Below are 14570 nucleotides of genomic sequence, written 5' to 3' on the forward strand. Positions count from 1 at the left end.
CATCGCCTTTTCTGAAGGCGCCGTCGTGGCGGGTTTCACGGAGCTAAATTACGGCGATTTGGGCACAAAACCCAATGTATTCGTGATTTGATTGAACATGGATTGCACGGATTCAACAGGTTCACACAGATAACGATCCGCACGGATCCGTCTGATCTGCGTTATCCGTGTTCCAACTGCCTTCGGGTCATCTCGATATGCATAATCCCTGCATCCATATACGGTTGACTGGTCTGCTCAAAACCCAAGTAGTTATAAAACGCTTTCAGGTGCTGCTGGGCGCCGATTTTGATGGGATGATGTCCAAACAAGCTGTATACACCTTCCATGCTGCGCAGCATCAGCTCCCTGCCCAACCCATTGCTCCGGAATGCTGCAGCCACCACCACCCGGCCGATACTCAATGCATCGGGGTAGGATACCCCATAGGGGAGCAGCCGTGTATAAGCAGCCAGTGTTTCGCCTTGCCAGGCCATCAGGTGGAATGATTGCTGGTCCTTGTGGTCCAAATCGTTGTATACACACGCCTGTTCCAGCATAAAAACTTCCTGCCGCAGCTGCAGGATTTTATACAGTTCTTCAAGCGATAGTGCGTCAAAAGACTTTGTTTCCCACGTTAAGATCCGGTCTTCCATGGCTTTCCGCTACTTTTCCCCACCCACTTTGCTGAGCAGTTCGACCAGTTTATCGGGCATGTCCATCTGCGGATTATGGCCTGCCTGCATGTGGATAATTTTCCATCCATATCCTTTTGCCCGGTTGGCGAAAAAAGCAAATGCATCTTTTCCGGGGTCGTCCCCCTCGTAGGTCAGGATATACGTAGTCGGTATGTTAAACCGCTCTTTATTTTTCAGCACAAGTGGCTGCGAAAATGTCTTAGCCGGCTGCGGTACATCGTGGGGGAACTTTTGATCATCCGTGCTCCAGAACGGGTGAATCAGACCGTCCGCTGACGGCTTTTCCCGGCCGGTTTGTTGTTGTCCGTGCGCTGTGGCTACACTTTGCCCGTCTTCCGGCACAAAAGCATCCAGATAGACCAGCTGCCTGATCCGTTCCGGAATGCTGTCGGCCACGCCCGTTACCACCATTCCCCCGTAGCTGTGCCCCAACAAAATGACATCGTGAAGGTTCTCAAACAGGATGGTATTGACTACATCGGCGATGTGTGTACGCAGGTCAATATCAGGCGAAGCCAGGTGCACCCGCTCACCCAACCCCGACAGGGTCGGGCGGTATACCGTATTTCCCTGCAAGCGCAATAAGGAATCCGTTTGCTTGAAGGACCAACCACCGCCCCAGGCTCCGTGCACCAATACATAAGTCGCCTGTTGCGCCATCGTGCCGCTTGACAGCAGCATGCTGCCAATCAGCCCTAAATACATGAGTTTACACATATCAATCAATCTGAAAAGAAACCACTACGGTTATTGACCCATACAAACCTACTAAAATTTGAAATAAATCCGGCCCTTCTAACTTCTCAATCCGGCGTTGCCTGTGGAAACCCACCCAATGACTTCTTCCATATACGTATCGATCAAATTTACGTTCAGCGCATCGTTGATGTAACCGATATACATATCCGGCCGGATAAGTACCGATTTGGTTCCGTCCGGTTTTACTTCAAAGGCATCGAATACCGCCTGGTTCTGTGGTGAAAAAGGAAGGTAATACAGGTGCATTGCCCGGGGATAGCGTTGCCGTACCCATTGTCCAATGATGTGCAGCTGGTGATGACTCACCGTACCAAGCAGCAAAAGCATGAACCCCGGTTTTTCACACCATCGGTGCAGATCGGTTTGCTTTTTGGTTTTTTCGTCAAATACGGGCAGAAAAGGAAGCCGGTCGCCCGCCTGTATGTGCCGGCCTGTTGCATAGTGGATGGCGAGCGGAGCCTTGCGGTAATGGATGTTTAACTGCGCCAGTTCGTTGAATAGCCGCTTTATCCAACCCGGTCTTTGGCCAACCAACCGCATTCCCCAAGCAAACAAGGAATCACTCAGTGGCTTGAACCAGCCCGGCATCGTCCTTATCCATCCAAATGCACGGTCAGTATCCCGTAACGTTGCCTTCGCCACCGGCATCCGCTCCTGTTGATACGTATGCAATATCCGCGGGTTCATCTTTCCGGCCAGGACACCGGCCAGCTTCCACGCCAGGTTGGCGGCGTCCTGCATGCCGCTGTTCATCCCCTGGCCGCCGATGGGCGAATGAATGTGTGCTGCATCACCGACCAGAAAGCAGCGTTGCCGTGCAAACGATTCTGCAAGCCGTTTATGAAGAGAAAACCGGCTGATCCAAAGGCAACGGTCTACCGAAAGTCCGAAACCCACCGCGTCATCAACCCTAGGCTTGATGTCTGCATATTGGAGGGGAAGTTCCGGCAAGTTGTCGGTTGCCGGCAATGGCCCCATAAGTCGGTACCGGCCCTCCGGTCCATAGGGGAAGATGCCGAGAAAACCCTTCGCCGACAGGAAAAAATGGACCCGCCGGCTATCGGTTCCACGGATCTGCACATCCGCCAAAAAATATTGGCCCGGATACTTCTTTCCTTCAAAAGGAATACCGATACACGTCCTTACCGTGCTGTTTGCCCCATCCGCCCCAATTACCCACTTGCATACCCATTTCTGAACATCGGCGCCCTGTTTCAGTTCCACGATGGCTTCTTTATCGTCCTGCCGGAGCGAAATTAGCTGGGTTTCCCACCTTACCGGGCAGGCATTTTCCGTAAGCCGGTCAATCAGCACCTTTTCCGTCTTATCCTGGCCCACTAAATAGACAAAGGGAAATGCCGTATCCGGGTGGTCCATCTGTGCGAAATCCAGTCGGCCCAGCAGCTTCCTGCCCCGTTGCAACTGCACGCCGTAGCTGGGGTTACCCTGGGCAAGCAACGCATCGGCCAACCCCATCTGCCGAAACAATTCCAGCGACCGTGCGTGCACCGCGATGGCCCGGGATGTCCGGTCTGGTCCGGATTTGGCATCGATGATCGTAGGCTGTATACCGAAACGCAGCAGCTGCGCCGCCATCATGAGTCCCGAGGGGCCTGCCCCCACAATGAGCACATCGGTATGTCGGACGGATTCCACGGTCAGAAGAGCAGGAAAATAGCCGGTTTTTTTTGGAAATCGTGGTTCTTCGTTTTCCATTGCCGGATGGGCTGGCTGATGATCTGTTGATCGGCGGTGGTCAGATTACAGGCCACGCATAGGCGGGTCTGCGGTTTGCCGATGCGCAGGATCTCCGCGAGCAGCTGTTGATTGCGGAATGGCGTTTCGATGAAAATCTGGGTCTGCCTTTCCCGTTGTGCCTGCTGTTCCATTGCCTTAATTTTCTTAGCCCGCTCACCTTTATCGATGGGTAGGTATCCGTGAAAAACAAAACTTTGCCCATTAAACCCCGAAGCCATCAGCGCCAGGAGGATGGAACTCGGCCCCACGAGAGGAGCAACGGGAATTCCTCTGCGGTGTGCCTCGGCCACGATGTCGGCACCGGGGTCTGCTACACCGGGACAGCCTGCTTCGCTCATGAGGCCTACGTTTTTACCCTTCAGCAAACCACCGAAATAGTCGGCCACAGATCCGCTGTTCCGGGCATGTTTACCATAATCGTGTAAAATCAGTTCGCTTTGGGGCCGCAGGATACCTGCCTGCTTCAGAAACTTACGCGCCGTTTTCTCGTTCTCTACGATGTACTCATCGATGGCATTCACAACCTGAATCAAATAGGGTGTATAAGACGCTGCCGCAGCATCGTCGGCAAGCGGCACGGGAATCAGGTACAGCGTTCCGTAAGGCATGGATACAAAGGTAGCAAAAGGAATCCTTAACAAGGACGCGAAGATACATATGAAGGCTCCGCGCAAAAAGTTAGCTGGGTAGCTCTTCTTTAATTCAAACACATTTATTAAATTGGCCCACAAATTCCGTTTACACACATGGCCACGCAAATCACAGACGGGGTAAAAGTTTCGGTTGAAACAGTCTATCAGCCTGAGTATTCCAATCCGGAAAACGAACACTACATGTTTGCGTATCGGATTACCATTGAAAATCTGGGCGACTACAGCGTACAGCTTTTGCGGCGCCATTGGTATATCTTCGACTCCAACGGTACCCACCGGGAAGTGGAAGGAGAGGGGGTTGTAGGCGTACAGCCCATCATCGAACCCGGAGAACAGCACGAATATGTGTCGGGATGCAACCTGAAAAGCGACATGGGTACCATGACAGGTACGTATCAGATGCTGCGCGAATTTGACGGTAGCCTCTTTGAGGTAAAAATCCCCAGGTTTGATCTGATCGCACCCCACCGGCTGAATTAGGTATTTACCACCGCATCAACCCGTTAATTGCCCAAGGTAGACACTTCTGCTGAACTGTTTCTTCTTGCTGTTATGCATGAATAGGTAGGCATGGAAAGGTTGGCCTTGCAGTTGTGCGGGTATCTTCAACCGGATGTGGCCATCCTTCCGGAAAAACACGTCCGTATTCCGGCCGGCGATTCCTATTTCAGGACTGTAAACAACCAGGACCACTTCATCGGTACTGCTGGCCATCGGTGTCGATTCACCGGAAAAATACACTTCCAGCATCCGGTCACCGCACACCACATCTTCCACATGCATGGCCGGCAGCAGTCCTGTGCTAATCAGCACCCGTTCGGCCGCAATGCGTTGGTCCGGATAGTAACCGTCCATGGCCTCCTGCATCAGTGCCTTCAACGCTTGCCCGAACGCTTTGCTGCGGTTCCCCTGGCCTTTACCCAACCAACTTTCGGCAATAACCGGCCTTAACGGATGTAAAAATGCCATTGCCAGGCGCATCCGCTGTTGCACGGCAAGCCTTCCATACGATTGTTTCTTCTCCTTCTTTGGTTTGCTTTTATCGTAGAAAAAGTTAATATCCATGTCGATCTTATTCAGATTCCCCGTTTTCAATGGGAATATATACCGTTTTGGAAACCTGTTTATGGGCTTTGTCGGCAAAAAAAAGCCACAGGTGAAATTTGTGCGAACGTGAAGCCAACTCGTCGTCCGTAGCCTGTATCCCTCCATCCAGTCGTAGCGCCTCATAACCCCCAATAAAATACGCATCTGTTTCGTCATAAAGCACCAAAAAGGCCTTATCATCCATCGATCTTCCCATACCGTATGTATGAGGATCCCAGGTAACATGGAGGGTATCTCCCTCCAACCAAGCCTTTTCATCGCCCGCGGGAAATAGCGAACCCTGGCTGAATTGCAATGCAGGATAATTGAGGGCTACATTTTCCCCTTCATTCACGAATGCATGATCGAAGTTAACGCTAAATGCAACGTTTCTGCCGGTTGCCTTGCTCGTATATTGATTAAAACCGATTTCCAACAGGTTAGCAACCGGATCAAAAAACTGATTCAATAGGACGAATTTCGCGCGCTGTAATGCTTGGCGAGGCGATGGTTTTCGCTTTATTTTTCGCGGTAACCCCTTGATGTAGTTTATTTTACGCCAGCTACTCCCGATTACACTTCCGGTTTTACCCCGGAAAGGTCCGTTGATTCCTTCTTCAATTTTTCCCATAGGTTGTCCGTTAGTCAAAGCAAGATAGAAAAATCTTTACCATTTTACAAATAAACAGGTATAAATTACGTATAACTTTCGGAATATCAATTCAAAATAATTATCTACTGGTATATTTATGGTCATTTATTTATCGTGCTAAAGATGACCAAAAGACCATAAAAAGACGACCAAAAGACGATAAAATTAGCTGTTAATTACCTAAATCACCCGCATTCTTATACTTGTTAATAAGAAAGCTTACACGGCATTTATCCGAAACAGATCAAATACCGAACCGATATATTTTCCGTATTTTTGCAGGGATTTATGACGGCTCAAAAAACGGCGATATTGTTCGGTGCCACAGGATTGGTAGGAGGGCATCTGCTGCAAGAGCTGCTGAATAGTTCCTCCTACCGTACGGTCACTGCGGTAGTTAGGCACGACGTTGGTTTCAGTCATCCGAAGCTTACTCAACTATTTGCTGATTTACAGTATGTTAACGACATAAAAACGCAAGTTGTGGCTGACGATGTATTTTGCTGCGTGGGCACGACCCGGAAAAAAACGCCGGATCTAAAAGACTATTACCGCATCGATCACGACTATCCGGTAGCTGCGGCCCGGTTGGCCAAAGCTGTGGGAGCCCGTACCTTTGTATTGGTATCAGCAGTCGGTGCAAACGCAAAATCCACCAATTTCTATCTCCGGATGAAAGGTGAAACCGAGCGTGATGTGGTTGCGGAAGGTCCGGCTCATACGCACATTTTCCGCCCATCGTTACTTACGGGAAACCGCGCTGAAAAACGATGGGCAGAAACGCTGTCCACCGGCTTTTTTAAATTAATTAATCCGTTATTAATCAGAAAGTTATCAAAATATAGAAGTGTCCCCGCAGCTTGGGTTGCCAAGGCAATGTACCGGGTAACGGAACGGGAAAACGGGGCAGGTGTCCGTATTTATTATTGGAATGATATCAGAAAATTGGTGTGAATATCTTATCGACAGAACGGCTGGGCCATAATTTCCACGACCGATGGTTGTTTAAAAATCTCCATTTTGGATTGCAGAAAGGGGAGCGGGTGGCGTTAGTGGGTGCCAACGGAGCGGGAAAATCTTCGTTATTGAGCATCCTGGCCGGACAGCTCGAACCCATGGAAGGCATCGTGGTTAAGGAGCGTGGGGCCCGTGTGGGCTTTCTGCCGCAGGACCCCGGTTTTAAACAGTTCCATTCGATCAATGATTTTATTTATAGTCCGGACAACCCGCAACAGCAATTGATCCGTGCGTATGAGGAGTTACTTGTACAACCGGATGCAGATTCCCGGAAATTAACGTCTTTAACCGATCAGATCAGTTCGTTGGACGCATGGGAATACGAACACAACATCAAAAGTATTCTTACCCGATTGCAAATTACGGACTTTTCACAAGCCATTGATACGCTTTCTGGCGGTCAACGGAAACGCTTGGCGTTGGCTAAATTATTGATCGACGAACCGGATGTGTACATCCTGGATGAACCGACCAATCACTTGGATATTGAAACCATTGAATGGCTGGAAAAACTGTTGACCACGGGACAGAAAACGGTTTTATTGGTTACGCACGATCGCTACTTCCTTGATACGGTATGTACGGAAATCCGTGAACTGGACAAGGGGCGGATAACCGCATACGCGGGTAATTACCGATATTACCTGGAAAAGAAGGCCGAGCGTGAAGAAGCAGAAGAAGTGCTTCTCGAACGCAATCGCAACTTATTACGCAGGGAGCTGGAATGGATGCGGCGGCAACCCCAGGCAAGGGGAACCAAATCGAAAGCCCGGATAGATGCCTTTCATCAATTGGAGGAAAAGACACATATCCAAAAGTCTGGAAATGGTTTGCAGTTAAGTGTGAAAGTAAGCAGACAGGGAGGTAAGATCCTGGAACTGGAAAACGTCAGCAAACGCTTCGGAAAACACACGCTTATTGATGGATTTTCCTATGTATTCAAAAAGGGTGACCGAATTGGTCTAGCTGGCCGGAACGGAACGGGAAAATCTACTTTTCTCAATCTCATCACCGCTTCAGAGCGCCCGGACTCCGGAAACATAATCGTGGGAGAAACGACCGTCTTTGGTTACTACAAACAAGGTGGACTTACCGTAGGGGAGGATGAACGGGTTATTGACGTGGTAAAATCTGTAGCGGAACACATCCGCATGGCGAATGGAGATGTATTGACCGCCTCTCAATTACTTACCTTATTCCTATTTCCTCCCGAGAAACAGTTTGGCCTGGTCGGCAAACTAAGCGGGGGCGAACGAAAGCGCCTGCAGTTGATGCGCGTACTCATGCAGAATCCGAATTTTCTCATTCTGGACGAACCCGCCAACGATCTGGACATCGACACCTTAAATATACTGGAGTCGTTTCTGCTAACCTTTCCGGGTATTCTATTGCTGGTGTCGCACGACCGCTATTTACTCGACCGTTTGACTGATCAACTTTTTATTTTTGATGGAAATGGTAAGATTACCCTCTATAATGGTAATTATGCCGACTATAAAACGGAACAGACGGCGCTTGCCGAGGAAAATAAACGAAAAAATGAACCTCAGCGGCTTGTTGTGACATTACCTAAAAAAGAAGCCAAAAGAAAACTCACGTTCCAGGAACGGAAAGAATACGAATCGCTCGATGAAGCAATTCCGGCGCTCGAACAGCAAATTTCCGATCAAACCCAGGCATTAACCAATACCACCGATCATGCACTGCTTACGGATATCGCTGCGGAGATAGCACGGTTAAACCAAGAACTGGATGAAAAAACAGAACGGTGGATGGAATTAGGGGAATATATATAATGTATGTTCCACGTGGAACATCAACTCATAATTTAAATACACGTTCCACGTGGAACAAAAAAATAAAAGATGTTTAATAAATATAACATTATTGTAGTAGGAGGTGGGCATGCGGGTTGCGAAGCTGCGGCTGCGGCTGCCAATTTAGGGTCGTCGGTATTGTTGATTACGATGAACATGGCCACCATTGCCCAAATGAGCTGTAATCCGGCTATGGGCGGTGTAGCGAAAGGGCAAATTGTCCGGGAAATCGATGCAATGGGTGGTTACTCGGGGATTATTGCTGATAAAACGACTATTCAGTTTCGTATGTTGAACCGATCCAAAGGTCCAGCGATGTGGAGTCCACGTACACAGAATGACCGCATACGTTTTGCGGAAGAATGGCGCCTACAGCTTGAATCGTTGCCCAATTTGGATATATGGCAGGATACAGTGAAAGAAATCGTTGTGAAAGACGGAAAAGCCTCGGGAGTAGTCACCTCACTGGGGATTATAATTGAAAGCGATGCGGTTATTTTAACGAACGGTACTTTTCTTAATGGAACCATTCACATCGGAGAGAAACGATTTGGAGGAGGCCGTACCGGTGAAAAGTCGGCCACCGGACTAACCGAGCAATTGGTAAGTCTCGGTTTTGAGTCGGGACGCATGAAAACAGGTACGCCGCCCCGCGTAGACGGACGCAGCCTGAACTACTCCAAAATGGAAGAACAGTGGGGAGATGACGAGCGGGGTAAATTCTCCTTCACCGATGTTGATCTTCCCATGGAACAACGTTGCTGCTGGATTACCTATACCAATGAGGCTGTTCATGAGGCACTCAAGGAGGGCTTTGAAAAATCACCCATGTTTACCGGACGGATTAAGGGTCTTGGTCCGCGGTATTGCCCATCCATCGAAGATAAAATCAATCGTTTTGCCGAACGCGACCGTCATCAAATATTCGTGGAACCGGAAGGGTGGAAGACGATTGAAATCTACGTCAATGGGTTTTCCACTTCATTACCCGAAGATGTGCAGCTAAAAGCCATGCGGTTGATACCCGGATTCGAAAATGCACGCATGTTCCGGCCTGGCTACGCAATCGAATACGACTATTTTCCACCCATGCAACTGGACTTGACGCTGGAAACTTTTCGGATAAAACACCTCTTTTTCGCAGGTCAGATCAATGGAACCACCGGATATGAAGAGGCCGCCAGCCAGGGATTTGTTGCAGGCGTAAACGCACACCAGCGGATCAACGACCTTCACGAGCTGATCCTAAAACGATCAGAATCGTATATCGGCGTGTTGATTGACGACCTGGTCACCAAAGGAACCGAAGAACCGTACCGCATGTTTACCTCCCGGGCCGAGCATCGTCTTCTCCTTCGCCAAGATAACGCTGATGCGCGTTTAACTCCCATTGCCCATCAACTCGGCCTAGTATCCGACGAACGTCTGGAACAGGTAAAGCAGAAAGTAGAGGCAGCAGAGCGTCTCGTAGCCTACATGCGTAGCCAATCAGTCAGTGCTGAGGTCATCAATCCAGTATTGGATCAATTGAAATCAAGTCCTGTTTCTCAAAAGACCCGTCTTTTTCATATCCTTTCACGGCCGCAGGTTACAATATATGACCTTGCCAAAGCCGATGAATCCTTCGCTGATTTGTTGTCGCAATACAGCAAAGAAGAAATTGAACAGGCGGAAATCAAAGTGAAGTACGATAGCTACTTTGAAAAGGAAATTGAAATCGTCAATAAGATGCGTCGAATGGAGGACCAGGAAATTAACCCCGACTTTAACTACTCAAACCTGGTCTCCCTTTCGAAAGAAGCACGTGAGAAATTAATTAAAGTAAAACCACGCACGTTGGGCCAAGCTTCACGGATTTCGGGCGTTTCTCCATCAGACATTTCGGTTTTAATGATACATATGGGCTAACTTATTGTTAATTAATCAGTTACACTAAAAAATAATCGACTTTAATAAATTAATTATAAGACACTTTCTCGAAATTTCCGATGCAAGATATATCGAACATAAAAAATGGCTCAAATCGGCTAAAAATAGTCAAAAACACAAAATGGGCTATTTTGCTGTTTTTTTTGGTGCTTTTTTCCCTTACCTGGCAATGTGCGAGCATACAGCAACCCATGGGTGGACCTAAAGACTCGATTCCTCCAAAAATTCTGAAAGAGACTCCACCCAACCTGACACGGAATTTCAATGCTGAGAAAATAGTCATCGAATTTGACGAGTATGTCAAATTAAACAACGCGCAAAAGGAAGTCAGTGTATCGCCCGATGTTGAACAGCCAATCAATCCGCGGGTAAAAAGGAAAACCATTGAAGTTGCGCTCCCGGATTCACTTGAAGAAAATACCACCTATACCCTAAACTTCGGTAAAGCCATCGGCGACTTCAACGAGGGGAATCCAATACTCAACTACAGTTATGTCTTTTCTACCGGTGATGTCATCGATTCCCTATCCATATCGGGAAAAGTAACAAACGCGCTTACCAAAGTAAACGAAAAAGAAGTAACCGTTCTCCTAATTCCAACCCGGCAGGATTCGATCTTCGGGAAACGCAAGGCCAACATATTTACGCTTACCGATACTTCAGGAAATTTTCAACTGAAAAATTTACGGGAAGATACCTATCGCATTTATGCACTCAAAGAAGAAAACAACGACCGGGTGTACAATGCTCCAGGTGAATACATTGGTTTCCTCAACGATTCGATCGTACTTACTGGCGATACTTCCGGAATACTGCTGGAAATATCCAAAGGAATCCCCAAGGACTTCCGGCTATTGGACCGAAAAATAGAATCAAGCGGCAAGATTTCCTTCGCATTCAATAAAACACTGAAAAATCCCGACATTGTCATAGCCCATCCCAAAGAGTTGGACGAAACCAAGCAAATTACTTATAATCCGACCCGGGACTCCGCATCGGTCTGGTTATCAGACCTGACGTTCGACTCCTTGAAGGTACGCATACTGGATGACGGAAACATGCTGGATTCGGTCACCATGAGACGGGGGCGCAACGAGAAATACGACCGGGATTTCATTATCCTAGATAACCTATCCGGCAATAAGGTTACCCGCGTAAAGCATATCCAACTCTCGGCAGGATCTCCGGTACAATCCATTGACCGGAGCAAAATAGTCCTGACCGAAGACTCGATACCGCGTACCAACTATCAACTTGCCAAAGATACAACTGCGCCGGGTAAATACATCCTGCGATACAACTGGCGACCAAAGCGTAATTATCAATTAACCCTCGAAGAAGGAGCATTCCTTGGTTTCTTCGGCGACAAAAATAAACCGGTCTCCAAATCGTTTACCATGAATGAGACGGAAAACTTCGGCGATATTGTCCTCGATGTTAACCTTCCGGATACCAATCATCAATACCTTGTCCAATTGATCAATGAAAAAATGGATTTCATCCACCGGAGTGTACCCATACGGAAATCCGGAAAGATTCCATTCCGCCAATTTCCGGGCGGAAAATATACGATACGCGTTGTATACGACGAAAATAATAACGGTGAATGGGATTCAGGGGATGTATACCAGAAACGACAGCCCGAACGTGTTTGGTATCTCGGCAGGACGTTTATCATCCGTGCCAACTGGGAACAGGAAGAGATCATTCAAGTGCCCGAATGATCAGGAATTGCCTTTATTGGGAAACCAACTGGAATACATCACATACCGGTCGGGCAATTCGTCCAGCAGCTTACGCTGTTCGTCAGAAAGCGGCTTGATCTTTTTTGCCGGCACCCCGGCGTACAGGTAACCGCTTTCGCAACGGGTGCGTTCAAGTACCACAGCTCCCGCGGCAATAATGACGTATTCTTCAACAACGGCATGATCCATGACAATTGCGCCCATGCCGACAAGTACGCGGTCATGCAGCGTACAGCCATGAACCAGCGCCTGATGCCCGATATTGACATAACTCCCAATTACTGTTGGCGCAGTCCGATAGGTGCAATGGATCACCGCGCCGTCCTGAATGTTGGTATATCTTCCGATTCGTATGGAATTGACATCACCGCGGATCACCGCATTGAACCATACCGAACCATGTTCACCTATTTCCACATCGCCCACTATGGTCGCATTTTCTGCCACAAAACAGCTTGCTGCAATTGCCGGATAACTATCTTTTACGGGAAGGATTAATGCCATTTTTTGTTACTTGTTAAAGTACGAATAGCTTGCTAAAATATAGTATTTACCAACTCTTTGGAACGTTCAGGGTAATCGGTAGTATAATGTAATCCACGGCTTTCTTTCCGAGCCATTGCCGATTTGATTACCAGGTAAGCCACCTGAATTACATTTCTCAATTCGCATAATTTCACTGATAGCTTGGTATTTTTATAAAAACTTTCCGTTTCATCGTACAATAACCCCAGTCGGCGCATTGCGCGCTCCAGACGGAAGTCAGAGCGTACAATCCCCACATAATCGCTCATCACCTTCTGCGTCTCGCGCAAATTGTGGGTCACCAAAATATCCTCATTGGAAAGAACGGTATCCGAGTCGTCCCAATCCGGAATACTGCCGGACACCGAAATCGAATTCACCTGCGAAATAGAATCCTCGTATATGCGATGCGCAAATACAGTTGCTTCAAGTAACGAGTTAGAAGCCAATCGATTCGCTCCGTGCAATCCGGTCGATGCACATTCCCCGCAAGCATACAGATTCCGGATGGATGACCGGCCATACTCGTCTACCATAATTCCGCCACATAGGTAATGTGCGGCCGGAGTTACCGGTATGTAATCCCGTGACATGTCGATACCGATGGAAAGGCATTTCGCGTAAATGTTCGGAAAATGCTTTAAAATATCTTCCTTAGTTCGGTGGGTGATATCCAGAAAGACAAAATCATCGCCGGATTTCTTCATCTCGGAATCGATGGCCCGGGCCACAATATCCCTCGGTGCCAACGAACCGCGGCTATCGTATTCCTCCATAAACGGATCCCCGTTCTTTCTACGCAGCACTCCACCGAAACCCCTCACAGCCTCTGACACCAAAAAAGCCGGGTATTCCCCCGGATTATAAAGCGCGGTGGGATGAAACTGAATGAACTCCATATTGCGTACCTTCCCCTTCGCACGGTACACCATCGCGATCCCGTCGCCCGTGGCAATCACTGGGTTTGTCGTACTCGCATACACATGACCCGCACCTCCGGAAGCCATCACGGTCACTTTACTCAACACTTTTTCCACACGGTTATTTACCGTATTCAATACATAAACGCCGTAACAGGTAATATCGGTGGTGCTTTTATCCACAAACTTTCCCAGATGGTGCTGTGTAATCAGGTCGACGGCAAAATAATGCGTCAATACACTGATATTCGGGTTTTCGTGTACCTTCTCAAGCAGTGCGCGTTCAATCTCAAAGCCGGTCACATCTTTGTAGTGCAATACCCGGTGTTCCGAATGCCCGCCTTCGCGTGCCAAATCATACACCCCATCGGTGCGTTTATCAAAATGTGTCCCGTAATCAATGATCTCCTGGATCCGTTTCGGCCCTTCCCTAACAACGTTCTCCACAACTTTCACATCGCATAATCCGTCTCCAGCTATCAGTGTATCAGTAATATGTTTCTCAAACGAATCGGACTTATCCACAACCACCGCTACGCCGCCCTGTGCATACTTCGTATTTGACTCATCCTCGTTGGATTTGGTAATAATCATGACCTTACCGTGATTCGCTGCTTTCAATGCAAAGCTCAATCCGGCGATTCCGGACCCGATAACCAAGAAATCTATTTCATGCATAAACGGAAACAACCTAAAACCTGTGGATAACCTGTAGACTATCCGTTGAATAAAAATGAAAAGTCGGCAACTCGGGGATTTTATCTTTAATTCTGCACATACCTCCGCATGAAATCACCCGATATACCGCACAATATTAACAAATACGATTCAATAAATAGTATACAAACGGGTATGGAAAAACATTTTTACAAAAATAAAAATCACTGGAAATCAGTAATTATCGATTAAATTTATGTTAATAATATGTTAAAAGAAAAGTAAAACCGAAAAATCAAAATAAAATCATCCCATATTTTTCACAAAACCAACACCCTAACAAACAATAAAATCATTTATATATAAAAGCTATTA

Annotated in this window: 13 protein-coding genes; 5 read left to right on the forward strand and 8 right to left on the reverse strand. The window is 47.7% G+C overall.

The window, feature by feature from the left end; all coding sequences use genetic code 11:
* Positions 1 to 161 precede the first annotated feature (161 nt).
* The 4 genes from IEX60_RS08615 to IEX60_RS08630 form a co-directional block, all read right to left on the reverse strand.
* Positions 162 to 635 carry a GNAT family N-acetyltransferase gene (locus tag IEX60_RS08615; RefSeq protein ID WP_188749571.1) on the reverse strand — a complete coding sequence of 158 codons (474 nt, stop codon included), beginning with the start codon at positions 633 to 635 and terminating at the stop codon, positions 162 to 164.
* Between the two features lie 9 nt (positions 636 to 644).
* A complete protein-coding gene (locus IEX60_RS08620; protein WP_188749573.1) occupies positions 645 to 1394 on the reverse strand; it encodes an alpha/beta fold hydrolase in 750 nt (249 codons plus the stop codon).
* Between the two features lie 78 nt (positions 1395 to 1472).
* Entirely contained in the window at positions 1473 to 3152 is a 1680-nt protein-coding gene (locus tag IEX60_RS08625) for an FAD-dependent monooxygenase (RefSeq protein WP_188749575.1), read from the reverse strand.
* Positions 3095 to 3802 (reverse strand): SAM-dependent methyltransferase, encoded by a 708-nt coding sequence (locus tag IEX60_RS08630; protein WP_188749577.1) that lies wholly within the window; start codon positions 3800 to 3802, stop codon positions 3095 to 3097. Before IEX60_RS08630 ends, IEX60_RS08625 begins: the two co-directional genes overlap by 58 nt.
* Positions 3803 to 3940: 138 nt before the next feature.
* Between IEX60_RS08630 and apaG the strand changes: the two genes are divergently transcribed.
* Positions 3941 to 4327 carry a Co2+/Mg2+ efflux facilitator ApaG/CorD gene (gene apaG / locus IEX60_RS08635; protein WP_188749579.1) on the forward strand — a complete coding sequence of 129 codons (387 nt, stop codon included), beginning with the start codon at positions 3941 to 3943 and terminating at the stop codon, positions 4325 to 4327.
* Positions 4328 to 4342: 15 nt separating this feature from the next.
* Here apaG and IEX60_RS08640 read toward each other — a convergent pair whose 3' ends face one another.
* Together IEX60_RS08640 and IEX60_RS08645 are read right to left on the reverse strand one after the other, a co-directional pair.
* Entirely contained in the window at positions 4343 to 4912 is a 570-nt protein-coding gene (locus tag IEX60_RS08640; RefSeq protein ID WP_188749581.1) for a DUF6266 family protein, read from the reverse strand.
* A 7-nt stretch (positions 4913 to 4919) separates the two neighbouring features.
* On the reverse strand, positions 4920 to 5564 hold the full coding sequence (locus IEX60_RS08645; RefSeq protein WP_188749583.1) for a DUF6266 family protein: 645 nt from the start codon (positions 5562 to 5564) through the stop codon (positions 4920 to 4922).
* Between the two features lie 309 nt (positions 5565 to 5873).
* Between IEX60_RS08645 and IEX60_RS08650 the strand changes: the two genes are divergently transcribed.
* The 4 genes from IEX60_RS08650 to IEX60_RS08665 all read left to right on the forward strand — a co-directional run bounded on the left by IEX60_RS08650 (position 5874) and on the right by IEX60_RS08665 (position 12072).
* Positions 5874 to 6539, forward strand: coding sequence for an oxidoreductase (locus IEX60_RS08650; protein ID WP_188749585.1), 666 nt, complete (start codon positions 5874 to 5876; stop codon positions 6537 to 6539).
* Positions 6536 to 8398 (forward strand): ABC-F family ATP-binding cassette domain-containing protein, encoded by a 1863-nt coding sequence (locus IEX60_RS08655; protein ID WP_188749587.1) that lies wholly within the window; start codon positions 6536 to 6538, stop codon positions 8396 to 8398. The genes IEX60_RS08650 and IEX60_RS08655 overlap by 4 nt, the downstream gene beginning before the upstream one ends.
* A 69-nt stretch (positions 8399 to 8467) precedes the next feature.
* The gene (gene mnmG, locus IEX60_RS08660) at positions 8468 to 10327 is read left to right on the forward strand and encodes a tRNA uridine-5-carboxymethylaminomethyl(34) synthesis enzyme MnmG (RefSeq protein ID WP_188749589.1); all 1860 of its coding nucleotides are present in this window, start codon (positions 8468 to 8470) and stop codon (positions 10325 to 10327) included.
* 152 nt (positions 10328 to 10479) lie between these two features.
* The gene (locus IEX60_RS08665; protein ID WP_229717484.1) at positions 10480 to 12072 is read left to right on the forward strand and encodes an Ig-like domain-containing protein; all 1593 of its coding nucleotides are present in this window, start codon (positions 10480 to 10482) and stop codon (positions 12070 to 12072) included.
* On the opposite strand, the gene IEX60_RS08670 is transcribed toward IEX60_RS08665, so the two are convergent.
* Together IEX60_RS08670 and nadB are read right to left on the reverse strand one after the other, a co-directional pair.
* Positions 12073 to 12597: a gamma carbonic anhydrase family protein gene (locus IEX60_RS08670; protein ID WP_188749593.1), complete on the reverse strand. Its 525-nt coding sequence runs from the start codon at positions 12595 to 12597 to the stop codon at positions 12073 to 12075.
* Positions 12598 to 12629: 32 nt separating this feature from the next.
* Entirely contained in the window at positions 12630 to 14216 is a 1587-nt protein-coding gene (gene nadB, locus IEX60_RS08675) for an L-aspartate oxidase (protein ID WP_188749595.1), read from the reverse strand.
* Positions 14217 to 14570 lie beyond the last annotated feature (354 nt).

This window comes from Parapedobacter defluvii (assembly GCF_014642075.1).
Lineage (GTDB): Bacteria > Bacteroidota > Bacteroidia > Sphingobacteriales > Sphingobacteriaceae > Parapedobacter > Parapedobacter defluvii.